Raw genomic sequence first — 25,759 nt, 5'->3', positions numbered from 1 at the left:
TCGCCTTCACCGAGCTGCTCAACTTCCGGCTGCTGCCGAGGCTGAAGAACATCGGCAGCATCCGCCTGTACCGCCCGGACGACTCCCCGCCCGGCTGGCCGGCGCTCGGCGGCTCGCTGACGACCCGGGCCATCAAGTGGGACCTGATCGCCCAGCAGTACGACCAGATGGTCAAGTACGCCACCGCCCTGCGCCTGGGCACCACGGAGGCGGAACAGGTCCTGCGCCGCTTCACCCGCGGCGGCCCCAAACACCCCACCTACGCCGCGCTCGAAGAACTCGGCCGCGCGGTTCAGAACGCGGAGGTCGCCGAGGGTGATCAGCTGGCTAGCGTGGGCGATGCGAGTCACGGTGAGTGGCGTGGTCATGAGCTCTGGTCCCTTCGATGAGCTGCGGTGTTCGAGGAAGTGTCAGCGGCCGAGGTCGTCGATCGCGCCAAGCAGTTCTTCGGGCGTCTCAACCTGAGGCAGGTGACCGGAGCGGGGCAGCAGCGTGAACGTCGAACCGGGTAGCGTGGCGGCGTAGGCACGGCCGTAGCCGGGATTGGCTTCGTTCACTTCCGGCAGCAGCATTTGTCTGCGAGTTCGGGAGGCATCTGACGCGTAGACGCGTCAGGAATGTTCACGTGAATTGACGTCACCGCAGAGGAGATCGTCCTTCGCAAGTCGCTCCTGACCGAGGACGCTCATCGGTGTGAGCATGCTGCGTCTACTACAGTTCAGCGTGGGCCGTGACTGGCGCTGAGGTGGAGCACCACCGGGGAGCGGTCTGACGAGACGTCGTTGCCGTGCGCCTGGGCGAGTGGTCAGCAACGCCTGGAGGGCAACGATGTCCGAGACTCAGACGGCCCAGCTCATGGATGGCACCAGCCTCGCCAAACGCATCGTCGAAGAGGCTGCTGCCAAGGCGGCGGAGATCTCACGACGCACGGGGACCAGTCCCTGTCTGGCGACGGTGCTGGTGGGAGAGGACCCCGCGTCGGCCACGTACGTTCGCATGAAACGAGCGCGGTGCGCGAAGGCAGGCATCCAGTCCCGGCATATCGGTCTGCCCGCCACCACCACGACCGCCGAGCTGATCGACACCCTGGCTGACCTTTCCGGCGATCCGGAAGTGCACGGCATCCTGCTCCAACATCCTTGTGGCCCGCACATCGACGAGCGAGCGGCGTTCGAGGCCATCGCTCCGGAGAAGGACGTCGACGGGGTCACGATGCATTCCTTCGCCGCGATGAGCTTCGCGCTGCCAGGCTTCGTGTCCTGCACTCCGGGTGGGATCATGCAGCTGCTGGAAGCGTACGACGTCGAACTCGCCGGCAAGCACGCCGTCGTGGTGGGTCGCAGCGCGATTCTCGGCAAGCCAGCCGGGATGCTTCTGCTCGCCAAGGACGCAACCGTGACGTACTGCCACTCCCGCACGACGGACCTGTCGGCGATCGTCCGGGAAGCGGACGTCGTGGTAGCAGCCGTGGGACGGCCCAGGCTGATCCGCGGTGAGGACATCAAGCCTGGCGCGGTCGTGATCGACGCCGGCTACAACCCGGGCAACGTCGGCGATGTGGACTACGACACCGCCCTCACCCGGGCTCGTCTGATCACTCCGGTTCCCGGCGGTGTCGGGCCGATGACCATTGCCGTCCTGCTCGCGCAGACCGTGGAAGCCGCCGCGGACCAGCTCGGAATGCAGCGCCACTGACGCCTCGCCAGCAGCTCATGGGTGGCATGGCAGCAACGTTTCGACTCAAAACGGGAAACCGTGTGTCGAGCTGGCGGGCGGTGCTTGCGATGGCGGCTCGCCGCCCGTGAGGGCGGTGAGCCGCCGAGGAGGCTGCCCGAGAATGTGTCAGCCGGCCTTGGCGGGTTCTGCGGCCCGGGCTCGGGTGGTGGCGAGGCGGTAGGAGTCGGTTCCGGTCTCGATGATGGCGCCGTTGAAGGTGAGCCGGTCGACGATGGCCGCGCAAAGACGCGGGTCGGTGAACGTCTTCGTCCAGCCGCCGAACGACTCGTTGGAGGCGATGGCCACGCTGTTCTTTTCCTCGCGCTCGGTCAGGACCTGGAAGAGGAGTTCGGCGCCGTGCCGGTCGAGTTCCATGTAGCCGAGTTCGTCGATGCAGAGGAGATCGACGCGGCCGTAGCGGGCGATGGTCTTGTTCAGCTGCTTCTCGTCGGCGGCCTCGACCAGCTCGTTGACCAGCTTCGTGGCGAGCGTGTAGCGGACCCGGTAGCCCTTCATTGCGGCCTCGGTTCCCAGGGCGATGAGCATGTGGGACTTGCCGGTGCCGGAGTCTCCGATCAGGCAGAGCGGCTGGCTCTTCTTGATCCACTCGCAGCTGGCCAGGGTGTGGATGGTGGCCGGGTCGATGTTCGGGTTGGCGTCGAAGTCGAAGGTCCGCAGCGACTTCTCCCTCGGGAAGCCGGCCGCCTTGATCCTGCGTTCCGAGCGGCGGCGGGCCCGGTCGTCGCACTCGGCCATCAGCAGTTCGGCGAGGAAGCCGCGGTAAGTCATCTGGTCCTTCACCGCCCGGTCGGCGATGTCGGAGAACTCGTTGCGGATCGACGGCAGCCGCAGCATGCGGCAGGCGGTGTCGATGGCGGCGTCGGCGGCCTGCTCGGTCAAGCCTCTCTGGCGGGGCAAGGTCACTGGGCTTCTCCCTCTCGGTGGTCACCGCCGCTGGCGCGACGACGTCGGAGCAACTGGTCATAGGGGGTCACCGAGGGCAGCGGCCTGGTGTCCGGCGGAAGGTGGGCCAGCTTCCACTCGTGCAGAAACGTCACGGTCCCCGACACCCCAGAGCCACTGCCCGCAGGCCGGCCGGAGGCGGGTGGCCCGTCGTCGGCCTGCGCGGCTTTGCGGGCCTCCAGGGCGACCGCGTCCGCGGTCAGGGCCCCGGCCCGCAGGGCGGTGGCCAGCCCGGCGACCAGGTGCTCGTGGGGGATGTGCCGGGCCAGCAGCAGCACCTCGATCAGGGCCCGGGTGCCGTCCCGCTCGCCGTGGACCTTGCGGGCCTGAGCCCACCAGGCGTCGTGGACCGGGGTGAACTTGCCTGCGGAACGGGCCTGTTCGAGAGCGGTGGCGCCAGGGAAGGCGCCCGGCTTACGGATCAAGGCTTCGAGGTAGTGGTCCAGCTCCAGGCGGCAGCCAGCCTTGGCGATCAGCCGCTCATGCCGGGCCACTTCCACGTTCTGGTCATAAACGACCAGGTGAGAGGCGTGCAGCACCACCCGGACCCGCTTGCCAATCAGCCGGACCGGAACCGAGTAGCGGTTGGTGCGGACCGTGATCTGGCTGTAGCGGTCGACCCTGGGAGTGAATACCCGCCCGGTCTCGAACGGCTCCTGCGGCAGCGGCATCAGCAGCGGCTGTTCGACGGCGAAGTACTCGTCGATGGTCCGCGGCCGCGATCCGATCCGCCGCCGACCGTCGTGCAGGTCCCACTGCTCGACCATCTCGTTCAGCTCCGCCAGTGAGGAAACCTCCGGCACCGGGGTGAAGTGGTTGCGGCGGAAGTAGCCGATCTGTCCCTCGACCCCGCCCTTCTCGTGAGCGCCGTCGATGCCCGGGCGGCAGTAGAAGCTCTCGATGCCGAAATGCGATCTGAAGGCGATCCACCGGTCGGTTTCCACCCTCGCCCGGCTGAGCCCGAGCACCTGGGCGACAGCAGCCTTGAGGTTGTCGTAGCGGACCCGGCCTCGCGGGACACCGCCCAGCACCCGCAGCGCATGTACGTGCCCCTCGAAGAAGGCTTCTTGGCCGGCAGAGGCGAACACCCGGTGGACGGCCTTGCCCGAATACGACAAGCGGAAGGAGAACAGGTAGCAGGTCACCATCTCGCCGGCGAGCCGCACGGCCACGTCGCCGAAGTCGACCTCCGCCTCCATGCCGGGTGGGTGGGTCTGCGGGATGAACGCCTCGATGGGTGCCTTGCCCGCCTCCACCGCAATCTGCGGCTTCCGGTCGGCGACATAGCGCCTGACCATTGGATACGACACGTGGGCGCCGTGTTCCTCGACCAGCCGGTGGAAGATCCGCGTGACCGTGTGCCGCTGCTTGCGCGGCGCATCCAGGTCAGCCCGCAGGATCCCGTCGATCACCGCCTTGTACGGATCCAGCGCTGACGGCCGCGGCGGCAGCGGCTTGCGCGGCTCCGGCCAGGCCGAGTCCAGGGCCTTGCGCACCGTCCGCCAGGCGACGTTGTACTTGCGCTCCAGCTCCCGCATCGTCACGCCGGCCCGGTGGTCCCGACGGATCGCCGCGTACAGCTCGACCTTCGACATCTGCGGCATGACCAGGCCCTTTCACCGGGAACACCCCGATGCTGTCCTGGCAAGCCCCCCACTGCCTTCAAAACTCGTGAACATCACCCGACCGTGGAAACGGGCGCCTCCCAAACCCGTGTACAACCGCCGTCACGACTCGTGAACAAAGCCACGTCGGAAACGTCGAGCTCCTCAAGTAGCCCCACGTACGCCGCCGCGAGGTCCTTGGTGTTGGCAAGGGACGCCGGCCGGACGGTGCCACCGAAGCCCGGATGGGTAGGGAGCAGGACCCGGGAGTGGGTGCGCTCGGCGAGCAGGTCGGCGAAGCCCGTCATGGTCGCGACCCCGCCACCGCCGTGCAGCAGCAGGAACGGACGGGTCCGGTCGCGATCGGCCAGCGCGATGCCGGCGCCGTTGACCGTGATGGTGCTCGAACGGGTGGGCCGCAGGCTGCCGGCCGGAACGTTGGTGGTCATGATCCTCTCCCTGTCGTGAAGAGCTACCTAAGGAACCTTAGGTCAGGTTCCTTAGGTAAGCAACCTTGCATCAGTGATGCCTGCTTCCTAAGCTGGTGGGTATGCCTTCCAAGCAGGACGTCGGTCTGGCCATCAAGCGACTTCAGTGGCGCCATCACCGCGAGGCCAATCGGCGGCTGACGACCCAGGTCGGGGTGTCTCTCGTGCAGTGGGACGTGCTCCGCCGCATCCACCAGAGCCCCGACCTGTCCTTGCACGCCTTGGCCGAGGCGACGTTCCAGACCGATCAGTCGATGGGTGAACTCTCCAAGCGCATGATCAAGAGCGGCCTCATCGAACGCGTCGACGGCGCCGGACGGGCCGTACGCCACCGCCTCACCGAAGCCGGACTCGCTGCCTACCAAGCGGGATCCGGCATCGCCGACGAAGTCCTCGACGAGACCGTGGGCACGCTCACTGCCAAGGAGCGCGCAACGCTGTTCGACCTGATCGTGAAGGCGCTAGCCGACTGAACACCTGCGGCCCGTCAGCATGGACGCCATCGCGACGTGCAGCGCCTATCGCCGTACACATTCGGGACCTCGACCTCGACGATCTCGCGCAGTTAAGCCGGTCCGGCCGCACTCACACCGGGCCTGCCAGCCGCTCGCCGCCCGGCCGTCCCGGGTCTGCCCGCCGTTGGCGGCCAGCGTGGTGAAGGGCACCTCCGTATGCCGCACCCAGCGCCTGCCCTGCGCTGAGTTCGGCTGCGGATCTGGGTCCGGACGGCGGGACTGGAACCGGTCCACAGGGGCCGTACCGCGCTGAACTGCGCGAACATCGTCGCGGCAGCCCTTCAGTACTTGCGTTCTGTACGGTCGGCCGTCCTTCCTTGGGTTCACCGTGGCCGAGAATCCGTCAGTCTGAACGCCCTTGGGTTCGCATCCCACGCGAGGATCCCGCGCCCAATGCGAGCTCACCGCTCACCCACTATCCGCTCTGACCTGCGAAGGTTCCGAGTCTCCGCAGGTCAGCTGCAGGTTCGTTGGATTTTCCGCCATTGCTACCGGGGACCCCCTGTCCGCTCGCCCATCCGGGGAACCAGGATGATCCGCCGGAGGGCGCGCGGGCAGAACGTACGACGCTCGATCCATTCGTGCGGTGGACCGCCTTGGCATGACTGGATCAGGAACAGGCACTTAACACTGCTCTGACCCGCGCGGGTGCACGGGTCTGCACTGTTGACCTCAGCCGGGACGTTTCTGGTTCTCGATGTACTCCTTGATGACGGCGAGCGGGGCGCCCCCGCACGAGGCGGCGAAGTAGGACGGCGACCAGAAGTGCTCACCCCACAGGTACGTGCGGATGTGGCCGGGGAACTCCTGCCGCAGGCGCCGGGCGGAGACGCCCTTGAGGGAGCCGACGAGGCGGGAGATGGCGACCTTGGGCGGGTAGTGCACGAGCAGGTGGACGTGATCGCGTTCGCCGTTGAACTCCCGCAGTTCCGCGCCGAAGTCGGTGCACACGTCGCGCATGACCTCTTCGCAGCGTCGAAGGATCTCGTCGGTGAACGGTCCGCGCCGGTACTTGGGTGTGAAGACCAAGTGGGCATGCAGGGTGTGGACAACGCTACGACCCCTGCGAATATCGGGGTTTGGCTCCCAGCGTGGTGACATAGATCAATGCTACGATCACGCCCGTGAAGATCGTGACACAGGTCAAACTCATGCCGGATGCCGCGCAGGCATCCGCGCTTGAGCGCACCCTGCGCACGGTCAATGACGCCGCGAACTGGGTGTCGGAGGTGGCGTTCGAGCGCGGTGTGCCGCGTGAGTACGAGCTGCGCAAGTACACCTACCCCGAACTCAAAGCGCGGGGGCTGGGAGCGCAGGCCGCGCAACACGTCATCAAGAAGGTGCGCGACTCGTACACCACGCTCAAGGCCAACATCCGGGCCGGCAACCTCGGCAAAGAAGGCTCCAGGCGTCGCCGCAAGGCCGAGTCCAAGCCGGTCACCTTTCGCCCCGAGGCCGCCCAGCCGTATGACGACCGGTGCCTGAGCTGGCAGTACGACCAGCGGACCGTGTCCATCTGGACCATGGACGGCCGGGTCAGGAACGTGCCGTTCGTGTGCTCCGCCGACGCACTCAAGACGCTCCAGGCACACCGGCAGGGCGAATCCGACCTGATCGAGCGCGACGGCATGTTCTACCTCGTCGCCACCTGCGACGTGCCCGAGGCCGAGCAGTACGAGCCGGACGGCTTCATCGGCGTGGACCTCGGCATCGTCAACATCGCTACCACGTCCGACGGCTACCTCGCGGCCGGGCGGGGGCTCAACCGGTACCGCAGGCGACAGCTTGCCCTGCGTGCCAAGCTCCAGAAGAAGCGCACCAAGTCCGCCAAGCGGCGGCTCAAGGCCCGTGCCCGCAAGGAAGCACGGCACGCCGCCAACCAGAACCACATCATCTCCAAGACGATCGTGACCGAGGCTGAACGCACCGGGCGTGGCCTGTCCCTCGAAGAACTGGGGGGCATCCGCAACCGGGTACGGCTCCGCAAGCCCCAACGGGTCGCACTCCACTCCTGGGCCTTCGCCCAGCTCGCAGACTTCATCGTCTACAAGGCCAAGCGGGCCGGTGTGCCCCTGGTCTTCGTTGATCCCGCGTACACGTCGCAGACGTGCGCCGAGTGCGGCCACGTCGACAAGCGCAACCGTGTCGACCAGGGGCTTTTCATCTGCCGGGGGTGCGGGGTCGTTGCCCACGCCGACCGGAATGCTTCCCACAACCTCGCCACCCGTGGCGAGAGCGTGTGGAACGCGGGGCGTGAGTCACGCGTCCCTGCCACCCCATAGGGGTGTCTGGACGGAGGAGTCCACCCAGCAACCAGCTGGGCACTACCTCCAAGCCCGGCCCTACAGGGCCGGGTCAAGTTGACCTTCTCCTTCGCCGTCTCCCGCTCCGCCCTGGCCAGCAGCTTCGTCGCGATCAGCACCTCCAACAGATCCAGGGCGTCGTCGACCGCGCGAGTCGTCAGATAGACCGCGGTGGCCAGCAACGTGGCCAGTCGCCGCGAGTCACCGTGCCGGCGCAGCAGTGACGCCTTGCCGTCCACCCCGTACCGCGACAGCTCCTCCAGCCGCCGCGGCGGTATCGCGGACACGTCGACCTCGGCCATCCCAAAGTCGGCGATCTCCGCCGCCCGCGCGAGCGCCCACTTCATCTGGGGCCCGGAGATCCGGACCGGTCCCCGCCGCAGCCGGTCCAGCTCCGACACCCGGGCCCCCGGCGGCACCGTCAGCAGGGAATCGAGCACGGCCCGCTGACCAGTGCTCAGCAGCCCGTATAGGCTGTCCCACAGCCTCTGGTTCGCCGCCTCCCGCACCGAGGCCACCAGCCGAGCCAGCGTCGTCACCCCGGGCAGCAGCACCCGCCGCTCCCGCAGCCAACCCACCGACGCATCAAACAGCGCCTTCGGGCCCTCCCCGGTCGTCCAAGCCCGCGCATCCACCCATACCCGCAGCTCCGCCTCCGCCTCGGCGAACTCCGTGTACTCCAGAACGCGCCGCAGCTCACGGACGTGATCGAGCCGGGTGTTCTCCCGATCGCCGTACGTCTTCGCACCGATGCGTCCGCGATGCCGAGTTGCTCGGCGAGATAGTCGGCGACCTCCGGCGGCACGTCGGTCGGGTCGTCCAGGAACACCCCGAGATACCGCGCGGTCGTGAGCTGCGCCGCGAAGCCCAGCCGGTTGTGCGCCCGCCGCTTCGGCTCGATCAGCACCCGATCCGCGTCGTCCAGGAAGAAGAACCGCTCCAACTCCGTACGCGACGGCGCCCCGTCGTACGCCGCGTACGCCGCAGCCTGCGAATCCGTCAGAAACTCGACCGGCACCCCGGGCCTCCAGACAGTCAGTGAACAACACGACTGCCGAAGGCTCCGCCCCCACAGAGCCGCAGGTCAAAGCGCTCTCAGGCCCGCGAGGGGCTTAGCGCCGGTTTTCGTTCGGATGTTCCTCAACCCCCGACACCGTGTCAGCCGCTACCGCTAACTTTCGTTCGGATACTCCCCGAGGGCCGTCTCCTGCCAGGCCCGGCCACCGTGCCGGAGCGGTTCCCGGATCGCCGCGCCCCGGTGTGCGGCAGCGCCTCTACTGTCCGGGGTGGACGGCCTGGACACCGGTTCCCGCATACGCCTTGGGTGTCAGGGTGAGCAGGAAACGCCCGGTGGGAAAGGCGGGGGAGGGCCGGGCGGCGTGGATGGCGTGGACGGCGGCCCAGGAGTGCCCGAAGCGCAGCAGCTCGGTGGCCGTGACCGCGGCGTCGGTGTCGAAGGCCTCGATGCGGATGAACCGCAACCCTTTGATGTAGCCGAGGAGTCCGGGACGCTCGGCGTCACAGGCCGTCAGTGACAGCACCGGCGCGTACAGCGTTCCCAGTCCGCCGGAGGCCTGCACGTAGAACGCGGCGACGGACTCGTTGAACGGATCCTTCGGGTCGTACAGCGCCGCGGCGGTCGTGTGGTCCAGGACGACCGAGATCGCCCCCACTATGCGGCGGCCCGCGGAGCGTGCTGCGTCCCGCCCAGGCGTTCCAGCAGCGCTCGGGCCCGTGCTTCGGCCTCGGGGCTCGGCGCAGTCCCGAGGGCGGAGGCCAGCTCGGCGCGGGCCAGCTCAGCGCGTTCCGCATACTCGGCCTGAGTCGGCGTGCCCTGGGCGAGGTCCTCGACCAGCCCGCGGATGGTCGTGCCGTGCTCGGCGGCCAGCATGGCCAGTCGGTCACGTGCCGCCACACTCACTTTGATGCTCGTCTCATCCGCTGCCATACCCGCACTGTACCGCTTTTCTCTACTGCCGGTAGAGGAAGGTCGGAGCTGCTGGAGCCGGTCCCGTGTGCTGCTCACCGGCATACTCCCGTCGACCGGCGGCCTGGCCGAGCCGGTCGACCCGCCCGCGTGCCTGGACCGCGTACCCGCCGGTGACGACCACGGGTAGGGCGTGCCGTGGCGAGGACGTCGGACAGCAGGCGGCGGTGCAGGTCGCTGAGGTTCACGCGGCGGCGGACGCCTCACGGGCGAGCTCGGGGAAGGCGTCCTCCCACACGTCGCGGACATGCCTGCTGACCAGGGTGCGCAGCGCGGGCCACTGGGCGGCGAGCAGGTCCCGGTTCAGGAAGGCGAGGAGGTCCTGGCGCCGGCCCTCGGCCAGGACCGTGCGGTAGAGGCTCATCCTCTGACGCGGCCGGTCGAGGTCGTACGCGCGCAGGCCGGACCAGGTCACATGCAGGGGGAGTTCGACCCGTCCGTGCACCGGCCCGGCCAACTCGTCCAGGCGGCCGGGCAGACGGCCCGCGTACCGGGCACGCAGCACCTCTGCGGCGGAGGGCTCGAGTGAGCGGGAGTGCTGCGGATCCACGCCCGGCATTGTCCCTCCGTCCCGCCGCGCCCGTCGAAGGCCGGAGGACCCGGGCCCCGGGGACCCGTGGGACCCGACAGGGGTGTCGACATCCATCACCGCGACATCACCCCGTAAGATGCCGACGCACGTGTCGTCAAGATTCCGCAAAGTGGGCCGTCGTGGTGTGCCCTTGTCGCGTTCCCGCCGCCGCCCCTCCCGTCCTTCCCGTCCCTCGGAGATCCCGTGTTCCTTGCCCTCCGCGATCTGCGCTTCGCCCGCGGTCGCTTCGCCCTGATGGGTGCGGTGGTCGCGCTCATCGCCGTGCTGGGCGTACTGCTGTCCGGACTCGCCTCCGGCCTGGCTGACGCCGGCATATCCGGTCTGCGCGCCCTGCCCATGACCCACATGGCCTTCGACGAGAAGGCCACCAGCGAACAGTTCTCCCGTTCCACCGTGGAGCAGGAGGACTGGCAGGCCTGGGCCGAGGCCCCGGGTGTGGAGCGGGCGGAGCCGTTCGGGAACACCCTCGCCAACGCCCAGGTGACCGAAGGCGCCGAGAAGGGCGAACAGGTCAACCTCGCCGTCTTCGGCGTGGCACCGGACTCCCCCCTGGCTCCCGCCCCCACCAAAGGCGAAAGCCTGACGGAGGGCAGCGCGGGGATCGTCATCACCCAGGAGATCGCCGACCTGGGGGTCGAGATCGGGGACGTCCTTACCGCGGACAAGAGCGAGGTACGGCTGAAGGTCGTCGGTCTGCTCGACGACACCGTCTCCTACGGCCACATCGGCGTCGCCTACACCGACCTCGACACCTGGCGTCACCTGCACTACGGCCTGCCGGGCGAGCTGCCCGAGGCCGCCACCCGGCAGGCCACCGCCGTCGCCCTGACCCTGGAGCCGGGCGCCGACGTCTCCGCCGTGGAGAAGGCGACCGGCACCCGCGCCGACAGCAAGGAGACCACCTACGGGGCCTCCCCCGGCTACACGGCCGAGTCGAGCACCATGGCCCTGATCAAGGGCTTCCTGTACGCCATCTCCGCCCTCGTCGTCGGCGCGTTCTTCACCGTCTGGACCGTGCAGCGCAAGCCCGAGATCGCCCTGCTGAAGGCGCTCGGCGCGCCCACCGGGTACATCCTGCGCGACGCGCTGACGCAGGTCGTCGCCGTCCTCGTCGGCGCGACGGCCGTGGGCACCGCCGTCGGGCTGGCCCTGGGGAGCGCGATGATCGGCAAGGCGCCGTTCTCCCTCTCCGCCCCGGCCATCGCCACCTCCGCCGGCCTCCTCATCGGGCTCGGAGTCCTGGGCGCCGTCGTCGCCGTCCGCCGTATCACCGCCGTCGACCCCCTGACCGCTCTGGGAGCCACCCGATGACCGACCCGACGACCACGTCCGCCACCGACCACCGGGCCGCCACCGACCACCGGGCCGCCCCCGCCTCCGCGGGCTCCGCGACAGCCCCGGACGCCGCGGATTCCAAGGGACTGCACCTGCGCGACGTCTGCCTCACCCTGGGGGACGGCGACACGGCGGTGACCGCTCTCGACCATGTCGGCCTCACCGTCGCTCCCGGGGAGTTCGTCGCGGTCGTCGGCCCCTCGGGATCCGGCAAGTCCAGCCTCCTCGCCGTGGCCGGCGGCCTCCAGCGGCCCACCTCGGGCACGGTCCACATCGCCGGAACCGAGCTGACCGCCCTGTCGGACAAGCAGCGCACCGCGGCCCGCCGGCACCACATCGGTTTCGTCTTCCAGCAGTCGAACCTGCTGGCCTCCCTGACCGTCCGGGAACAGCTCCTGCTGCCCCTGCACATCGACGGACGCCTCGACGCCGCCGCCCGGTCCCGGGCCGACGAGCTCATCGAGGCGGTCGGGCTCTCGCACCGCGCCGGCTCCCGCCCGCACCAGCTGTCCGGCGGCGAGCGTCAGCGCGCGGGCCTGGCCCGGGCGCTGATGACCTCCCCCGCGGTCCTGCTGGTGGACGAACCCACCTCCGCGCTGGACCGGGTACGTTCGGCCGAGGCCGTGCGGCTGATCGCCGAGCAGACCCATGAACGCGGCACCGCCACGGTCATGGTCACCCACGACACGGCGATAATGGACGCTGCCGACCGGGTGCACGAGATGACCGACGGCCGCCTGTCCTGACCGGGGCCTCGGGCCGACGCGCCGGCACCAGCCCGTTCGTCACCCGCCCGTTCCTCACCCCCGGGAGCCGCTCCGCATGCCGAAGATCAACGCCCCCACCGTCGCCGAACACCGCGCCCAGCAGCGCGCGGCGCTGGTCGGGGCGGCGATCGACCTCCTGGTGAACGAGGGCGCCGCCGCCGTCACCCCGACGGCGGTCGGCGCCCGGGCGGGCCTGGCCCGCTCCAGCGTGTACCAGTACTTCGACTCCTCGGCGGCCCTGCTGGCCACCGTCATGGAAGAGGCGTTCCGGCGGTCGAACCAGGCGCTCGCCGACGCCATGGCCACGGCGAGCGGCCCGGTGGAACGGGTCGAGGCGTTCTTCAGGGAAAGCCTCCGCCTCGGTGCCGAGGGCGCACACCGGCCCGCGGCAGCCCTCATGAGCGCCGGGCTCCCGCCCGCCGCGCTGGAACGGCTGATGGAGCTCCATCTGGAGCAGGTCGAGCCCTTCCGCGCCGCCGTACGGGAGATCGGCGCCCCCGACCCCTCGCTCACGGCGGACCTGATCGCCGGAATGCTGCACACGGCCCTCAACGCCGTGGAGCACGGCGCCCCCCTCGGCACCGTGACGGACCGCACCCTCGAACTGGTACGCCGCTGTCTTTCCCCGGCCGGCGGCCACAGCGAACCGTGAACCCGCCACAGGATGATCCTGGAGCCGTGACGGTCTACGACCGGCCCCTCATCAAGCCGGAGGACGACCCACTGTCGAAGGTGCCGCTCGGCGGCTTCGACAGCACTGCCTGACAACGGGGCGTCGCCCGCCGGGAGTTCAGCGAGCGGCGTTCCACTCTCGATCGAGGATGGCGTGCACGACGGAGTCACGCCACTTCCCGGCCTTGAACACGTGCTCCCGGATGGTCCCCTCCTCGACCATGCCTGCGGCTTCCATCGTGCGGGCGGAGGCGGTGTTGAGAGGGGACCGTGCACCCCAGACGCGGTGAAGGTCCAGATCATCGAACGCGACGCCGAGAAGCAGCTTCACCGTCTCCAGCCCGTACCCAACGCCCCAGGAAGCGGGGCGCAGCGCAAAGCCCATAGTGGCGCCACGCTGCTGGTGCGGGTCCGTGGCCAGGCGGCCGAACCCGATCAGCTCCGCCGTCTCCCGCTCGATGACGGCAAGGGCGTACTCGGTGTGGGGTGTTGCGGTGGCTGCGGCGACGGACCGCGTCACGATCTGTTCGACCTGCTCACCATCACTCCCGAAGGGGAGACGACCCTGTCACGCGATGGATGGACCGCGACGCTGTAACTCCGCACAGCCCACGGCGATGGGTTGGCGCGGCAGACTGAACCAAAACCGACAAGGGAGGGGGCGCCCCGATGGAAGACGAACCTCTCGATGAGTGGGCAGCACACCGAGAGCAACAGCGCCCCAGGGCCGGGGAACGCCGCACGGTCCCGCTCGGAGAACAGGCAGAACGGGGAAGCCACGTCGACCCGGACGTGCCGCGCGGCATCCAGGAATGGAACGACCATGAGTGGACCCCGGCCGGAATCGCCGAGGACCACCAGACCGCCGCGGCTGAGACCGGCCAGGATTCCACGTCCCGCGCCGAACGTGTTCCTCTGCCCACATTCAGCAAACTGCCCCCCGCGCCCGAACCCTGGCGCCCGACCGAGCCGTGGTATCGGCACTGACAGCCGGAGACGGCTGGTAAAAGCCGCTTCCCGGCCTCCGAACCCCCACCCCGGCGGGAGTTCGGAGGTTACGAGTGTGCGTTACTTGGGCCGGTTCATGCCGGATCCGCGGCAGGTGCCGGCGGAGGTGGCCAAGTACCTGGCACCCCAGCCCGCGCACGGCGGCGTGCTCGTCGAGCAGGGCGCGGGCCTGGCCGTAGGAGAGTCGAGCCAGGTCGGCGTCCGGGCGGTCTCCAACACGAAGTCCTCGTGGGCCTGTCCGCGGCTCCGGGTGCCCTCGGCCTTGACCGGGCAGCGGCGGGCGGCGAGGTCCAGGTCCTCGATGTTCACGCTGAGGATCTCCTCCGCGCGGGCGGGCTCAGGAGAACTCACGGGATGTCGCACAAGCGACCCGACTCCGGAGTCGGGTCGCTTCACCGCGCTGCACCAGCCTTCAGCCACCGACAGCCCGCAAGTGGCGCCCGGCAGCGCCCCGATCCTCGAACAGGGCCGGAGCGAGCCGGTAGTGCTTGACGCTCCCCACACTGCCGGTGATCTCCAGCCAGCCGGCCTCAAGCAGCTCCTTGCGGGTGCGAGAAAGCACCGGAGGCGTCATCCCTGCGGTGGCCGCCAGCTCGCCGGCCTTGATCATCACCGTTCCGTCGGGCCGCTGCTCCGAGGATGCGTAGAGGATGACGACGATCCGCTGGTTGGGGCTGAGGACGCGCCCCGTCTTCCGGAGCAGGTACTGGACGTCTTCCGCGTCATGAATCCTCATCAGACCTCGCATTCTTCCGACGCCGGCGGTCATAGGGCTCGCGCACCCTGGTCTCTGGCGGATTCCAGTGCTTCACGGCTTCACGGTGGGCGAAGCCAGTACCGATGAAGGCGAGGTAGGGCGTGCACCTGTAGAAGGTGGTCCGCCCGAGTCCACCCGCCTCGACCAGCAGCCGAGCCTGCTTGAGAACCTTTACCGCTCTCGACAGAGCATCCGGGCTCATACCGAGTTCTGCCGCGATATCAGCACCCGTCCGCATGATGGCCTCTTCGCTCGTCTCCGTGGCAAACCAGTACCAGACGAGGACGCGGAACTCCCGGTCGGTCAGACCTGAAGCGGCTGACGCCAACTCGCGGCCCTTGCGGATGCCCACGTTGACGTGAGCTCCGTCGAACGCGTAGGTGGCACGGTACACCTCCTCGAATTCACCCGTGTCCTGATCGACCAGGGCGAGGATCTTCCGCGCCTGCTCTGCCATCTGAGGGCCGTCTCTGCAAGTCGGTATGGGGCCGGTAGGCGATCAGGCCCGGGGAACAGACCACTTACCAGGGAAAGCATTACCACATTGCTAAGTGATCCCGCTGCACAGTCGAATCGGTGTGCCATGTGAGCAGTGTGCTCATGGGTACGTGATCCGATCCTGGAGTCGGATCAACCCGATCCTGGAGTCGGCATACCCGATCCTGGAGTCGGGTATGCCGACTCCCCAGTCGGATCACATTGCGCGTTTCTGCAGGTCAGCGCCGCGCTGACGACTGCGATCTCTTCATGCACGTAGGACACCGAGCACCCCACTCCCCAGGGAGCCCTCAGGGCCGGCGCAGGCGCCGGTCCTCGGGCGTGCCAGGTCCTTGCCGTCTTCCGGGTGCGGATCGAGGGACGCTGGCGTGGGCAACAACAGGACAGCGTGGTTGGTGTCATCTGTGGCTGAGGTGACATACGCGCGCCTGCACGGTCGGCCTGGCCACCGTCGTGGCTGACTTGTGGGGGCTGAGGTGGTACAGGGGCATCCAGGGGCTGAGCACTGTGACTGTGTTGTGTGGGGGGTACGCCCAGTGGTCCGAGGGTGATCGTGATGCCACGGAAGGGCTCGCGCCGCATGTACTGGCAGCCCTGGAGGACCTGCGCACGGCAACTGCGTCGCTGGGCTGATCGATGCCACCCGGCTGTTCATCGACCGGGCCCTGTCGGGCGCCGCGTCGGCCACCGTCCGAGTACGGGCTTCTTCAAAAGACCTGAGGCGACGCCGCCCCTCCGTAACGCAAGCTGACTCGGTCGAAGGGAGCGAGTACACGTATCCGGTTGTGGCCGGTTCTCGGCCTGCCGGAGGTGGGTGACGCTCTGTGGCCGACGGCGTGAGCGCTGCTGTTCCGCCCCCTGGCGTGCCACTCCGTTGCCTGGTTCAACCTCCGCGATTTTTCTGTGGAGTCCAGCCTGCCGGGGGCGCGAGCAGATCTCCACCTGGCCCGGGTCGCCCTCGCCGATGATGGTCACCCGCGTCCTGATCACCAGGTTCTCCGGGTGGCGTCCGGGCGCCGCCCGGATCACCGCGCCGGTGCGGGCCCGGGCGAGCGCATCGCCGAGGGTACGGGCGTCACCCGGCCGGTCGGGGAGACCGTGAGCGGCTGCCGTGACACGCGCCTCGAACCTCCTGATCGTCGTCGCCGCCGTCCGGCCTGCGGGAACGCGGGCACCGCACCAACATCTCTCACTGCCGGAACGGCGCCGCACGCCCCGCCGACGGGTACGGGCCGCAATCCGGCCTCCGGGGGACCGTGGTCGTCCCTTCCGGGACGCATGACGGCCCCTGCGGGGCACCGGCGTCGTCGGCGGCGGGCCACGAGAGGGCGGGTGGGCCTTCAACACCGCCTGCCACGTGCGGCGTTGGCCCTCCGGGCGCGGGCAGCCGACTGCCTATCATCACGCCATGCGAAGCTCCACCGGGCGCCTGCCGGCCGCCCTCGCGACCGCCGTCGCCCTCGCGGCCACCGCCGTCGCGCCGGCCGCCGCGGCGCCCTCGCCGTCGCCGTTGCCGGACACGGGGCAGTCCTCCGCCATCGGGCAGGCCTCCGCCACCGGACGGGACGTCACCGTGCTGCCCCCGCTGCCGGTCCGGCTCGGCGACGGCCGGCCGTGCACCGCTCCGTCCGAACGGACCGCCACCGGCACCACCTGGACCGCCCCCGTGCTCGGGCTGGCCCGCGCCCAACGGCTCGCCCGGGGCGCCGGGGTCACCGTCGCGGTGGTCGACTCCGGGGTCGCCCCCGACATCGCCGGGCTGTCCGGCCGGGTCACCGGCGCCGACGGGGACTGCCTGGGGCACGGGAGTTTCACCGCGAGCCTGATCGCCGCCGCGCCCCGCACGGACAGCGGTGTGACCGGCGTGGCCCCCGGCGCCGAGGTCCTGGCGCTGCGCGGCACCGACGCCCGGGGCGTGTACTCCGCCGGCCCGGTCGCCGCCGGGATCCGCGAGGCCGCCGACCGGGGCGCCGACGTCATCTACACCGGAGCCGCCCTGACCGACGGCCGCGCCGAACTGGCCGACGCCGTCACCTACGCCACCGGCAAGGGCGCCCTGGTCGTCGCCCCGGCCGCCCCCGACGCGCTGCCCGGGCAGGACAGCGGCGCCGACGATGCGGGCGGCGCCGGGGACACCCCGCCGTCCGGCGGCCCGTACTGGCCCGCCGCCGCGCCGGAGGCCCTGTCGGTGGTGGACTTCGGGCCGTCCGGCACCCGGCCCGACGGTGCCCCGGCCGCCCACCGCCCGGACCTGGCCGCGCCCGGCGACTCCGTGGTCGGCTCCGGGCCGGGCGGCAAGGGCCACTACATCGCCTTCGGGTCCTCGCTGGCCGCCGCCTGCGCCGCCGGCGCGGCCGCGCTGGTACGGGAACGGCACCCCGGACTGGGCCCCGGCCAGGTCAGGGCACGGCTGCTGCGCACCGCGTACCCGGCCGGGGTGCCCCGCCTCGATCCCTACGCCGCGCTCTCCCTGGACACCGGCACCGGCCCGGCCGCCCGGAGCGCCGCCGCCCCACCCGCCCGGATCCCCGCGCCCGCCGACACCGGCTCCCGGAACACCGCGCTCGCGGTCTCCGGGGTGTGCCTGGCGGTCATCGTGCTGTTCGGCGCGGCGGCCGCGGTGCTCCCCCGCGGCCGCACCCGCCACTGGACCCCACCCGGGGTCGGCTAGGGGACGCGGGGACCGGGCCGGCGCGCCGGTTGCCGAGGGCTCGGCCCCGGCGCCCGCCCGTGTCCGCCCGGACTCCTGCCGCACCGCGACACCCGGCGCGCCGTGGCGCCTCGACTGCCGCGGGGTCCGGCGGCCGGTGTCCGGCGCACCGGGCGGGGACACGGGCGCCACCTGCCGGGGAAACCCCGCGAGCAGTGGCGACCGACCGCCCGGGCAAGGAGGCGGGTCGGGTGGCCGCGCGAAGGATCCGGTGACCGCATCCCGTCCTACGCCGGGCTCCCGTCCTACGCCGCGCCCCCGTCGTCCAGCAGGGCCGTCTGGATCTGGACCGCCTTGCGGCGGGCGACGCGCAGGGCGCGGCCCGGGACGAGGGGGCGGCCCTTGACGTTGTCGAAGAGGTAGCCCTCGCTGGGCGGGCAGGACATCAGCAGCGCCGGGGTGTTGACCTCCAGGAGCCTGCGCAGCAGGGAGTCGCCGACCGCCCGGCCGGCACCGGCGGCGGAGCGGGCCACGACGAGGTGCAGCCCGACTTCGTGACCGAGCGGGATGTGGTCGTTGAGCGGGGCGAACGGCTGGGTCATGGGGCCGGTGCCGAGCATGTCGTAGTCGTCGACCAGGATGAACAGCCGGGGTCCGGACCACCAGTCGCAGTGCCGAATCCGCGACGGGGCGATGTCCTCGCCGGGCACCCGCTGGGTGATCCCCTTGGCCGCGCCCTCCACGAACTCGCTGAGGCCGTCCATGGAGACGGCGTGCCCGAGCCGGTACTCCTCCGGCACCGCCTCGACCAGTTCGCGCCGGTAGTCGACGGTCATGATGCGGGCCTCGTCCGGGGTGAAGCGGGCGGTGATGCCCTGGACGATCAGCCGCAGCAGGTTGGTCTTGCCGCACTCGGTGTCGCCCACCACGACCAGGTGCGGGCTCTCGGCGAAGTCGTGCCAGACCGGGGCGAGTTCGTTCTCCTCCACGCCCAGCGGGACGCGCAGGTTGTAGGGGCCCAGCTCGGGCTCGGGCAGGTGGGCCGCCGGGAGGGTGACCGGCAGCATCCGCACCGGCGGCGCGAGGGGCCCCCGCCAGCTCTCCGCGACCCCGGCGACCAGCTCCTCCACGCCCACGGCCAGGTCCTCGGCGTCCTCGACGTTGTCGACGCGCGGGAGCGCGGCCTGGTACTGCAGTTTCTCGGGGGTCAGGCCACGGCCCGGGATCCGGGGCAGCGCGGCCGACTTGCGCGAGTCGATCTGCGAGTCCATCGCGTCGCCCATCCGCAGCTCCAGCTGGGTGCCGGCCTGGTCACGGACCGCCGACGACAGCTCGATCCAGCGGGCGGTGGCGACGATCAGGTGCACGCCGTAGTTCAGGCCCCGGGTGGCGATCGCGTTGAGGGTGGGGATGAGCTGGTCGAAGTCCTGCCGTACGGTCTGCCAGCCGTCGACGACCAGGAACACGTCACCATACGGCTCGTCGGCGAACTCCCCGGCCGCGCGCCGCTTGCGGTAGGTGGCCATCGAGTCGATGCCCTGCGTCAGGAAGAACTGCTCCCGCTTGCCCAGCACACCGTTGACCTCGGCAACGGTGCGGCTCACCCGTTCGGCGTCCATCCGGGTCGCGATCCCGCCGACGTGCGGCAGCCCGGCGAGGGCGGACAGCGAGCCGCCGCCGAAGTCCAGGCAGTAGAACTGCGCTTCGCGCGGGGTGTGGGTGAGGGCCAGCGCGGTGACGAGGGTACGGATCAGGGTGCTCTTGCCGCTCTGCGGGCCGCCGGCGACGGCGACATGACCGCCGGCCGCCGACAGGTCCACGGTGAGCAGGTCGCGGAGCTGGTCGAAGGGCCGGTCGACGATGCCCACCGGCACGGTCAGCCTGCCGCGCCCGGCCCAGCCCACGGTGGTCAGGCCGTACTCCGGGTCAGGGGTCAGCGGCGGCAGCACCTGGTCCAGGGTCGGCGGCACGTCCAGCGGGGGCAGCCACACCTGGTGGGCCGGGGGGCCGGAGCCGCGCAGCCGCTCCAGGGCCAGGGACAGCAGGGTGTGACCGGTCTCCTCCTCGTCCGATGGGGGCGTCGTCCCGGGCGGCTCGGGCGCGGTGCTCTCCTCCGCCGGGGAGCGCGGCACCACCCACCCCGACGTCCACGGCACCACCTGGCTCGCCGCCCGAGCCTGCGTGACCGGCCCCCGGCGCCGCCGGTACGGGCCGGAGACGTACGCGGCGCGGAACCGGGTCAGCGCCTCCACCCCGCTCTTGAGGTAACCGCTGCCCGGCTGCGGGGGCAGCTCGTAGGCGTCCGGCACGCCGAGCACGCCCCGGCTCTCCATCGCGGAGAACGTCCGCAGCCCGATCCGGTACGACAGATGGCCCTCGAGCTGGTGGATGCGGCCCTCGTCGAGACGCTGCGAGGCCAGCAGCAGATGCACCCCGAGGCTGCGGCCGAGCCGGCCGATCATCACGAACAGCTCCATGAAGTCGCGGTGCGCGGAGAGCAGTTCGCTGAACTCGTCGACGACCACGAACAGGCTGGGCAGCGGCTGCAGCGGCGTACCGGCCTGCCGCGCCTTCTCGTACTCCAGGGCGGAGGTGTAGTTGCCGGCGGCGCGCAGCAGTTCCTGGCGGCGGATCAGCTCGCCGTGCAGGGCGTCCTGCATCCGGGAGACCAGCGCCACCTCGTCGGCGAGGTTGGTGATGACCGCGGAGGTGTGCGGAAGCTCGTCCAGACCGAGGAAGGTGGCGCCGCCCTTGAAGTCGACGAGGACGAAGTTCAGCGTCTCGGAGGAGTTCGTCAGGGCCAGCGCCAGCACCAGGGTGCGCAGCAGTTCGCTCTTGCCGGAGCCGGTCGCGCCGATCAGCATGCCGTGCGGTCCCGTACCGCCCTGCGCGGACTCCTTGATGTCCAGCTCCACCGGCCGGCCCTCCGCGCTCACCGCGATCGGCACCCGCAGCCGGGCGGCGCCGCCGAACCGGGCCCACACCTCGGCGGGTTCGTACCGTTCCAGGTCGGGGATGCCCAGCAGACCGGTCAGCTCCACCTCGGCGAACGGCCGCGAGGTGTCCACCACACCGGTGTTCATCCGGTACGGCGCCAGCAGCCGGGCCAGCGCCAGCGCACCGGCCGGGCCCAGCCGGTCCGGCACGCCCAGCGACGTGGTCTGTTCCCGGCGGTCCCGGTCGGTGCGCACCAGGGCCAGTTCGTCCGCCGTCACCTCCAGGCGCAGGGTGGTGCGCCCGGGCCGCCAGGTCAGCGAGCCGCCCACATCGATCACCACGGCGTTGCGGAAGCCCGCCCCGTCGAAGCGGTGCCCCGCCGGCACCGGGCAGCCGTCGACCACGACGACGGTGAACGGCTCCTCCCGCCCCACCGGCGCCTCCGGGTCGGCCGCGGGCCGGTCCTGGAACTCCGCGCCCAGCAGGTTCTCCAGCTCACCGAAGGCCGAGGCGATCATGCGGGCCGGGCCGGCCCCGTCGTTCTCGTGCGGGTGCAGACTGTGCGGCAGCCACTTCGCCCACTCCCACTCGGCGCGCCGCTCGTCCGACACGCACAGCGCGATCCACACGTCGTCGGGGGCGTGGAACAGGGCGAGCTGGGCGAGCAGCGCCCGTACCAGTGCGCGCGCCGCCTCGTCGTCGTCGCCGCGCAGCAGCACCTTGGACCAGGCCCGCAGATAGATCCCGATGGGCTGGTCCGGGACGGTGGAGTAGGCGCGGATGAAGCTGCGCAGCGCGTGTGCGGTGAGCGGTTCCAGGTCCTCCACCGGTGTGTCGGAGGGCGCGAGCAGCTTGACCGCCATGTTCTGCTGGCCCACACCGGCCCGTACCTCGGTGAAGTCCTCGTCGGTGGCGCGGCGTTCCCACAGCCGGGTGCTGGACACCAGGGAGGCCAGGGCGTCCGGGTGCGGGTGCCGCCAGGACAGGGCCCGCTGCTGCCGGGCGATGGTGGAGCGGACCGTGCGCCGGGTCCGGGACAGGTACCGCAGGTAGTCGCGGCGTTCCCCCTTCAGTGTCTGCTTGCGTTCCGCGGCCTTCCGCATGGTCTGGCCGACGATCATCACCGCGGCGCCGAGCACCATCACGCCGAGCGCGATGTACAGGAAGCCGTTGGAACCGGACTGCCCGGTGCCGCCGCGCATGTACATCAGCATCATCGACACCGACATCAGCGCCATCGGCAGGTACGTCCACACCGAGGAGGAGTCCGGCTGCACCTCGGGCAGGCCGGGCGGTTCCTGGAGGGTCATCTCCCCCGAGGGCATGTCCGGGCCGCGGCGGCGCGCGGGCCTGCGGTACGGGATGACGCTCAACGCGTGGCCTCCTTGACGGCGGTGATCGAGCGGTCCGCCGCGCGGCCGTGCTCTCCCGAGGGGATTCCCCTGGCTTCTTCCGGCTTCCGCCGGTCCTTCTTCAAGGGATTCCATGGCTTCCCTCAGGGGATTCCATGGCTTCCGATCCTGCACCAGCCGGGAATCCGCTCCGGAAAGCGCACGAAAATTTACCAGGCAACGGAAGGACAGAGGAGTGGAACGGAAGGGACACATTCCCGGCACGAAAGTGCCGGGAATCGGGGGCTGCCGGGGACATGACTCCGAAGGGAGAACCCGACCGTCCACCCGGTGAATCCGATGGCATCCGGCGAATACCGCGGAGAATGGCCGTCCGCGCACCGGTGAACCCGGCCGGAGTCGCATACGGATGACTCCGGCGGCCCTTTCGGACGTCGTTCTCACCGCCCGGTCGTTGCCGTTAGGCTCGAGCGGCCGTGGAAAACGGGGCCGCGCGCCGACGCCGCCGTCCGACGACGGACGGTGAACAGCAGACGGTGAACGGTGAACGGCGGACGCCCGGTACCGCACCGGCATTCCGCACCCGGAATTGCCGCACAGACATTCCCGCACCGCGAGCGGGCGGCCTGCCAGGAAGCGCGAACGACCCATGACTGACACCGTGTCGGCGGCTCTGTGCCGGCTGACCGTACGTGCCCCCGACCGGACCGTCGACCTCGCCGTGCCCACCGACATACCGGTCGCCGACCTGCTCCCCGCACTCGTCGAGTACGGCGGTGAGGACCTGGGCGAGGCGGGCGCCGGGCACGAGGGCTGGACGCTCCAGCGCCTCGGTGGTCACCCGCTCGACCCGGAGAGCACCCTGGCCGCGCTCGGCCTGCGCGACGGCGAGGTCCTGCATCTGCGGCCGCGCGCGGAGACCCTGCCCGAGGTGCATCTCGACGACCTGGTCGACGGCATCTCCACCGCGCTGCGGGACCGGCCGCACGGCTGGAACCCCGCCGTCGGCCGCCGGACGCTGTACGGCCTGGGCGCCGCCGCCCTCGCCCTGGGCCTGCTGGTCCTGGCCCAGCCCGGCCCGGACGGCTGGCTGCGAGCCGTGGTCGCCACGGCCGCCGGTCTGCTGCTCATCGCCGGGGCCGGGTCGGCCTCCCGCGCGGTCGGTGACCCCGCGGCCGGCTCGGTACTGGGCCTGGCCGCCACCGGCTACATCGCCCTGGCCGGCTGGCTGCTGCCGGGCGGAGCGGCGGCCGACGGCAGCGCCCCGCTCGCGGCCTGCGCCACCACCGCCGGCGCGGCGGTGCTCGCGCTCGCCGCGGTCGGGACGTACCCGGCGCTCTTCCTGGGCGTCGCCGTGACCGCGGCGGCCGGGGCGCTGGGGTCGGTGCTGCTGCTGTACGGGCTGACCGTCCCGGAGGCGTCCGGCGCCCTGGCGGTGGCCGTGATGCTCTTCGGCGGGTTCGTGCCGTCGCTGTCCTTCCGGCTCTCCGGGATGCGGATGCCCCCGCTGCCCACCAACGCCCGGCAGCTCCAGGAGGGCATCGACCCGTACCCGACCGACGCGGTCCGCGACCGCTCGGTGCAGGGAGACGGCTGGATGACCGCCTTCTACGGGGCGATCGGACTGATCTGCCTGCCCTGTCTGGCCGGGCTGCTCGCCCGTCCGACCACCCCCGGTGTGTGGACCGCCGTGGCGCTCTCCGCGCTGCTGCTCCTGCACAGCAGAGGGCTGGGCAACGTCTGGCAGCGCCTGGCGCTCACCGCCGCCGGGGCGTTCGGGACGGCGCTGCTGCTGTACGGCCCGGCGCGCGGGGTGGCGTCCACCCAGACCCGGCTGCTGCTGTGTGCCGCGCTGCTCACCCTCGCCGCCGGTCTGATGATCGCCTCCTGGACGGTGCCGGGCCGCCGGCTGGTGCCGTACTGGGGCCGGGCCGCCGAACTGCTGCACTCCCTCGCCGCGATGAGTCTGATCCCGCTGATGTTCTGGTCGGTGGGCCTGTACGGCCTGCTGCGCGGGCTCAACGGCTGAGCGGGGGCGTCGAAGCATGCGGAACAAACGTGACCAGGTCCAGGCGCACATGTTCGTGATGAGCCGGCTGACCTCGGCCATGATGCGCGCCGAGACCGACGACGCGGAGAGCCCCAACGGCCGTACCAACCGGGGCGCCCTGATCGGCGTGCTCATCACGGCCCTGGTGTGCGCCGGCGCGTTCGTCGTCGGGTTGCTGCTGCCCGGCGGCAACGACTCCTGGCGCGCACCCGGCGCCCTCGTCGTCGACAAGGACACCGGCGCCTCCTATCTCTACCTCGACGGACGGCTGCGCCCGGTGCGCAACTACGCCTCCGCCCGGCTGATCGCCGGCGCCGGCATGAAGACCGTCTCCGTCGGCAACTCCTCGCTGCGCCGCGCCCCGCACGGGGCGCCGGTGGGCCTGCCCGGCGCCCCGGACGCGCTGCCGGACCCGGCCGACCTGGACACCGGCCCCTGGCGGGTGTGCGCGACCGTCCGCACCGCGAAGAAGACCACCACCGCCGCCGGTACGACCCTGGTCGTCGGCGCCGGCCCGGCCTCCGGCATCGACGGCGCGCGCGGCCTGGGCGAGAGGGAGGGCGTCCTGGTCACCGGGCCCGACCGCGCGGTCTGGCTGCTGTGGCGGGGCACCCGGCTGCGGCTGGACGACCGCACCGGCGTACTCGACGCCCTCGGCTACGGGGCCCTGCCGCTGCGTCCGGTCTCGGCGGCCTTCCTCGACGCCCTTCCGCAGGGTCCCGACCTCGCGCCGCCGGACCTGCCCGGCCGCGGCGGGGCGGGGCCCCGGCTGGACGGCCACGCCACCCGGATCGGGCAGATCTTCCAGGTCGACGTCCCCGGCTCGGACCCCCGCTACCACCTGCTGACCGAGGACGGCCTGACTCCGCTCACCGCCACCCGTACCGCCCTGGTGCTGGCCGACCCCCGCACCCGCACCGAGGCGTACGGCGGGAGCACCCCGCAGGCCGTACCGCTCGGCGCCGAGGCGCTCACCGGCCACCAGGCCGGGCCCCAGGGTGCGCCGGGTGACGACGAACTGCCCCCCGCCCCGCCGGAGATCCTCGACCTGCCCGCCGACCGGGCGGTGTGCGCGGAGACCGAGTCGTCCGGCGCCGCCGTCCGCACCGCCGTGTCCCTGCTGCCGGTCACCGTCCTGGGCACACCCGCCCAGCCGCCCGGCTCGGACGCCGCGCCGGCCTGCCTGCCGGTGGACGCCATCACCGTACGGCCGGGTGCGGGCGCGCTGGTCCGCGCGGCGGGGGCGGGCGGCGGGGAACTCGGCGACACCGGTTTCCTGGTGACGGACAACGGTGTGAAGTACCGCCTGGCAGGCAGCGGGGCCGCGACCGCCCTCGGCTACGGCACGGGCGACGCCCGGCGGCTGCCGGCCCACCTGCTGGCGATGCTCCCCACCGGCCCGGACCTCGACCCGGCGGCGGCGATGGCCGGCCGGGCCGGCACGACGGTGCGGTGCGGAACGGAGAAGCGTTGACTTCCTCCCCCTCCTGAAGGAGGGGGATTCCTACGGCTCGCGCCGTGGGGTTTTCTGCTTCATCGCCGACTGCCCGCCCGGAGTACTCCGT

21 protein-coding genes, 4 pseudogenes and 1 riboswitch are annotated in these 25,759 nt (G+C 71.1%); of the genes and pseudogenes, 11 read left to right on the top strand and 14 right to left on the bottom strand.

The features are described 5' to 3' along the window. Window positions 1–296, top strand: a pseudogene (locus ACIF9R_RS36420) (Tn3 family transposase); the annotation flags it as partial. Between the two features lie 114 nt (window positions 297–410). On the opposite strand, the gene ACIF9R_RS36415 reads toward ACIF9R_RS36420, so the two are convergent. Further along, window positions 411–572, bottom strand: a complete 162-nt coding sequence (locus ACIF9R_RS36415; protein WP_399987110.1) for an alpha/beta fold hydrolase — start codon at window positions 570–572, stop codon at window positions 411–413. Between the two features lie 148 nt (window positions 573–720). Beyond that, window positions 721–806: riboswitch (ZMP/ZTP riboswitch) on the top strand. A gap of 22 nt (window positions 807–828) precedes the next feature. Here ACIF9R_RS36415 and ACIF9R_RS36410 point away from each other — a divergent pair. Next, window positions 829–1,695 (top strand): bifunctional 5,10-methylenetetrahydrofolate dehydrogenase/5,10-methenyltetrahydrofolate cyclohydrolase, encoded by an 867-nt coding sequence (locus ACIF9R_RS36410; RefSeq protein ID WP_360410675.1) that lies wholly within the window; start codon window positions 829–831, stop codon window positions 1,693–1,695. Window positions 1,696–1,842: 147 nt separating this feature from the next. Here ACIF9R_RS36410 and istB read toward each other — a convergent pair whose 3' ends face one another. The 3 genes from istB to ACIF9R_RS36395 form a co-directional block, all read right to left on the bottom strand. Continuing rightward, entirely contained in the window at window positions 1,843–2,640 is a 798-nt protein-coding gene (gene istB, locus ACIF9R_RS36405; protein ID WP_360410671.1) for an IS21-like element helper ATPase IstB, read from the bottom strand. Further along, complete coding sequence (istA, locus tag ACIF9R_RS36400) at window positions 2,637–4,274, bottom strand: IS21 family transposase (protein WP_399987114.1); 1,638 nt, start codon at window positions 4,272–4,274, stop codon at window positions 2,637–2,639. Before istA ends, istB begins: the two co-directional genes overlap by 4 nt. Before the next feature lie 83 nt (window positions 4,275–4,357). After that, window positions 4,358–4,732: an alpha/beta fold hydrolase gene (locus tag ACIF9R_RS36395; protein WP_399987108.1), complete on the bottom strand. Its 375-nt coding sequence runs from the start codon at window positions 4,730–4,732 to the stop codon at window positions 4,358–4,360. A gap of 101 nt (window positions 4,733–4,833) precedes the next feature. On the opposite strand from ACIF9R_RS36395, the gene ACIF9R_RS36390 reads away from it, so the two are divergent. Continuing rightward, on the top strand, window positions 4,834–5,244 hold the full coding sequence (locus ACIF9R_RS36390; protein WP_399987106.1) for a MarR family winged helix-turn-helix transcriptional regulator: 411 nt from the start codon (window positions 4,834–4,836) through the stop codon (window positions 5,242–5,244). 714 nt (window positions 5,245–5,958) lie between these two features. Here the strand turns inward: ACIF9R_RS36390 and tnpA are convergent. Then, complete coding sequence (gene tnpA / locus ACIF9R_RS36385; protein WP_399987104.1) at window positions 5,959–6,387, bottom strand: IS200/IS605 family transposase; 429 nt, start codon at window positions 6,385–6,387, stop codon at window positions 5,959–5,961. Between the two features lie 50 nt (window positions 6,388–6,437). On the opposite strand from tnpA, the gene ACIF9R_RS36380 reads away from it, so the two are divergent. Next, window positions 6,438–7,568 carry an RNA-guided endonuclease InsQ/TnpB family protein gene (locus tag ACIF9R_RS36380; RefSeq protein ID WP_399987112.1) on the top strand — a complete coding sequence of 377 codons (1,131 nt, stop codon included), beginning with the start codon at window positions 6,438–6,440 and terminating at the stop codon, window positions 7,566–7,568. A gap of 80 nt (window positions 7,569–7,648) precedes the next feature. On the opposite strand, the pseudogene ACIF9R_RS36375 reads toward ACIF9R_RS36380, so the two are convergent. The 4 genes and pseudogenes from ACIF9R_RS36375 to ACIF9R_RS36360 all read right to left on the bottom strand — a co-directional run. After that, window positions 7,649–8,607: pseudogene (locus ACIF9R_RS36375) on the bottom strand (DUF4158 domain-containing protein); the annotation flags it as partial. A 256-nt stretch (window positions 8,608–8,863) separates the two neighbouring features. Beyond that, complete coding sequence (locus ACIF9R_RS36370; protein ID WP_399987102.1) at window positions 8,864–9,262, bottom strand: hypothetical protein; 399 nt, start codon at window positions 9,260–9,262, stop codon at window positions 8,864–8,866. Then, complete coding sequence (locus ACIF9R_RS36365; protein ID WP_399987100.1) at window positions 9,262–9,537, bottom strand: hypothetical protein; 276 nt, start codon at window positions 9,535–9,537, stop codon at window positions 9,262–9,264. The genes ACIF9R_RS36370 and ACIF9R_RS36365 overlap by 1 nt, the downstream gene beginning before the upstream one ends. 223 nt (window positions 9,538–9,760) lie before the next feature. Further along, window positions 9,761–10,135: a hypothetical protein gene (locus tag ACIF9R_RS36360; protein WP_399987098.1), complete on the bottom strand. Its 375-nt coding sequence runs from the start codon at window positions 10,133–10,135 to the stop codon at window positions 9,761–9,763. Window positions 10,136–10,351: 216 nt separating this feature from the next. Between ACIF9R_RS36360 and ACIF9R_RS36355 the strand changes: the two genes are divergently transcribed. The 3 genes from ACIF9R_RS36355 (at window position 10,352) to ACIF9R_RS36345 (ending at window position 12,922) form a co-directional block, all read left to right on the top strand. Continuing rightward, complete coding sequence (locus tag ACIF9R_RS36355; protein ID WP_399987096.1) at window positions 10,352–11,479, top strand: ABC transporter permease; 1,128 nt, start codon at window positions 10,352–10,354, stop codon at window positions 11,477–11,479. Then, entirely contained in the window at window positions 11,476–12,249 is a 774-nt protein-coding gene (locus ACIF9R_RS36350) for an ABC transporter ATP-binding protein (RefSeq protein ID WP_399987094.1), read from the top strand. Before ACIF9R_RS36355 ends, ACIF9R_RS36350 begins: the two co-directional genes overlap by 4 nt. Before the next feature lie 76 nt (window positions 12,250–12,325). Next, complete coding sequence (locus ACIF9R_RS36345; protein WP_399987092.1) at window positions 12,326–12,922, top strand: TetR/AcrR family transcriptional regulator; 597 nt, start codon at window positions 12,326–12,328, stop codon at window positions 12,920–12,922. Window positions 12,923–13,060: 138 nt separating this feature from the next. On the opposite strand, the pseudogene ACIF9R_RS36340 reads toward ACIF9R_RS36345, so the two are convergent. Further along, window positions 13,061–13,480 (bottom strand): annotated as a pseudogene (locus ACIF9R_RS36340) (GNAT family N-acetyltransferase); the annotation flags it as partial. Between the two features lie 131 nt (window positions 13,481–13,611). Here ACIF9R_RS36340 and ACIF9R_RS36335 point away from each other — a divergent pair. Beyond that, on the top strand, window positions 13,612–13,929 hold the full coding sequence (locus ACIF9R_RS36335; protein ID WP_399987090.1) for a DUF6087 family protein: 318 nt from the start codon (window positions 13,612–13,614) through the stop codon (window positions 13,927–13,929). Here the strand turns inward: ACIF9R_RS36335 and ACIF9R_RS36330 are convergent. From ACIF9R_RS36330 to ACIF9R_RS36320, 3 genes and pseudogenes are all read right to left on the bottom strand, one after another. Beyond that, window positions 13,868–14,283: pseudogene (locus tag ACIF9R_RS36330) on the bottom strand (hypothetical protein); the annotation flags it as partial. The gene ACIF9R_RS36335 and the pseudogene ACIF9R_RS36330 overlap by 62 nt on opposite strands. 79 nt (window positions 14,284–14,362) lie before the next feature. Beyond that, window positions 14,363–14,686, bottom strand: a complete 324-nt coding sequence (locus tag ACIF9R_RS36325; RefSeq protein ID WP_399987088.1) for a replication initiation protein, RepL2 — start codon at window positions 14,684–14,686, stop codon at window positions 14,363–14,365. Continuing rightward, window positions 14,673–15,164 carry a MarR family transcriptional regulator gene (locus tag ACIF9R_RS36320; RefSeq protein ID WP_399987086.1) on the bottom strand — a complete coding sequence of 164 codons (492 nt, stop codon included), beginning with the start codon at window positions 15,162–15,164 and terminating at the stop codon, window positions 14,673–14,675. Before ACIF9R_RS36320 ends, ACIF9R_RS36325 begins: the two co-directional genes overlap by 14 nt. A gap of 1,449 nt (window positions 15,165–16,613) precedes the next feature. Here ACIF9R_RS36320 and ACIF9R_RS36315 point away from each other — a divergent pair. After that, window positions 16,614–17,876 (top strand): S8 family serine peptidase, encoded by a 1,263-nt coding sequence (locus ACIF9R_RS36315; RefSeq protein ID WP_399987084.1) that lies wholly within the window; start codon window positions 16,614–16,616, stop codon window positions 17,874–17,876. 284 nt (window positions 17,877–18,160) lie between these two features. Here ACIF9R_RS36315 and eccCa read toward each other — a convergent pair whose 3' ends face one another. Further along, the gene (gene eccCa, locus ACIF9R_RS36310) at window positions 18,161–22,165 is read right to left on the bottom strand and encodes a type VII secretion protein EccCa (RefSeq protein WP_399987082.1); all 4,005 of its coding nucleotides are present in this window, start codon (window positions 22,163–22,165) and stop codon (window positions 18,161–18,163) included. 628 nt (window positions 22,166–22,793) lie between these two features. On the opposite strand from eccCa, the gene eccD reads away from it, so the two are divergent. Both eccD and eccB read left to right on the top strand, forming a co-directional pair. Beyond that, entirely contained in the window at window positions 22,794–24,173 is a 1,380-nt protein-coding gene (eccD, locus tag ACIF9R_RS36305) for a type VII secretion integral membrane protein EccD (protein ID WP_399987080.1), read from the top strand. A gap of 16 nt (window positions 24,174–24,189) precedes the next feature. Then, window positions 24,190–25,668: a type VII secretion protein EccB gene (gene eccB / locus ACIF9R_RS36300; protein ID WP_399987078.1), complete on the top strand. Its 1,479-nt coding sequence runs from the start codon at window positions 24,190–24,192 to the stop codon at window positions 25,666–25,668. Window positions 25,669–25,759 lie beyond the last annotated feature (91 nt).

This window comes from Streptomyces sp. NPDC086080 (assembly GCF_044540255.1).
Taxonomy (GTDB): Bacteria; Actinomycetota; Actinomycetes; order Streptomycetales; family Streptomycetaceae; genus Streptomyces.
Note: the sequence above shows the minus strand (reverse complement) of the source record. Positions and strands in the feature narration are given on the sequence as shown.

Bases quoted from the DNA above. Each gene is read 5' to 3' on its own strand.
- ACIF9R_RS36415 (WP_399987110.1), bottom strand. From the start codon at position 572: ATGCTGCTGCCGGAAGTGAACGAAGCCAATCCCGGCTACGGCCGTGCC.
- ACIF9R_RS36395 (WP_399987108.1), bottom strand. From the start codon at position 4,732: ATGACCACCAACGTTCCGGCCGGCAGCCTGCGGCCCACCCGTTCGAGC.
- ACIF9R_RS36410 (WP_360410675.1), top strand. From the start codon at position 829: ATGTCCGAGACTCAGACGGCCCAGCTCATGGATGGCACCAGCCTCGCC.
- ACIF9R_RS36380 (WP_399987112.1), top strand. From the start codon at position 6,438: ATGCCGGATGCCGCGCAGGCATCCGCGCTTGAGCGCACCCTGCGCACG.
- ACIF9R_RS36320 (WP_399987086.1), bottom strand. From the start codon at position 15,164: ATGGCAGAGCAGGCGCGGAAGATCCTCGCCCTGGTCGATCAGGACACG.
- ACIF9R_RS36390 (WP_399987106.1), top strand. From the start codon at position 4,834: ATGCCTTCCAAGCAGGACGTCGGTCTGGCCATCAAGCGACTTCAGTGG.
- eccB (WP_399987078.1), top strand. From the start codon at position 24,190: ATGCGGAACAAACGTGACCAGGTCCAGGCGCACATGTTCGTGATGAGC.
- ACIF9R_RS36350 (WP_399987094.1), top strand. From the start codon at position 11,476: ATGACCGACCCGACGACCACGTCCGCCACCGACCACCGGGCCGCCACC.
- ACIF9R_RS36335 (WP_399987090.1), top strand. From the start codon at position 13,612: ATGGAAGACGAACCTCTCGATGAGTGGGCAGCACACCGAGAGCAACAG.
- ACIF9R_RS36315 (WP_399987084.1), top strand. From the start codon at position 16,614: ATGCGAAGCTCCACCGGGCGCCTGCCGGCCGCCCTCGCGACCGCCGTC.
- ACIF9R_RS36365 (WP_399987100.1), bottom strand. From the start codon at position 9,537: ATGGCAGCGGATGAGACGAGCATCAAAGTGAGTGTGGCGGCACGTGAC.
- istA (WP_399987114.1), bottom strand. From the start codon at position 4,274: ATGTCGAAGGTCGAGCTGTACGCGGCGATCCGTCGGGACCACCGGGCC.
- eccD (WP_399987080.1), top strand. From the start codon at position 22,794: ATGACTGACACCGTGTCGGCGGCTCTGTGCCGGCTGACCGTACGTGCC.
- tnpA (WP_399987104.1), bottom strand. From the start codon at position 6,387: ATGTCACCACGCTGGGAGCCAAACCCCGATATTCGCAGGGGTCGTAGC.
- ACIF9R_RS36325 (WP_399987088.1), bottom strand. From the start codon at position 14,686: ATGAGGATTCATGACGCGGAAGACGTCCAGTACCTGCTCCGGAAGACG.
- ACIF9R_RS36345 (WP_399987092.1), top strand. From the start codon at position 12,326: ATGCCGAAGATCAACGCCCCCACCGTCGCCGAACACCGCGCCCAGCAG.
- ACIF9R_RS36360 (WP_399987098.1), bottom strand. From the start codon at position 10,135: ATGCCGGGCGTGGATCCGCAGCACTCCCGCTCACTCGAGCCCTCCGCC.